The sequence below is a fragment of the Pseudoalteromonas aliena genome (assembly GCF_038155085.1).
In the GTDB taxonomy this organism is placed as follows: domain Bacteria; phylum Pseudomonadota; class Gammaproteobacteria; order Enterobacterales; family Alteromonadaceae; genus Pseudoalteromonas; species Pseudoalteromonas aliena_A.
In genome coordinates this window covers 1-221 of the sequence record NZ_JBAKAU010000161.1, presented here as the reverse complement: position 1 = coordinate 221, position 221 = coordinate 1, and the positions used below count along the sequence as shown (strand labels likewise).

The following is a 221-nucleotide window of genomic DNA, read 5'->3' as shown; positions in this document are numbered from 1 at the left end:
TAAAAAAGTAGCCGGCGCGCCATGAGGGCGAACTTGAATCGTCCCGTCTGTACTAAATTCAATTTTTTCAATTGGAACAGGTAAAATTATTGGACCACCTTCTCCAATAACTTGACGGCCATGGCTTGTTTGATGAATACCTTCAGCTGTGATATTGAGAGTGCCGGCCTTGGTGTATGGTTCATTACCAGATGCATCCTGGACACTAAGCCATGCGTTAT

1 pseudogene is annotated in these 221 nt (G+C 44.3%); it reads right to left on the bottom strand.

Annotation, left to right across the window (positions count from 1 at the left end):
* Positions 1 to 221, bottom strand: a pseudogene (locus tag V6260_RS18935) (flagellar biosynthesis protein FlgF); the annotation flags it as partial.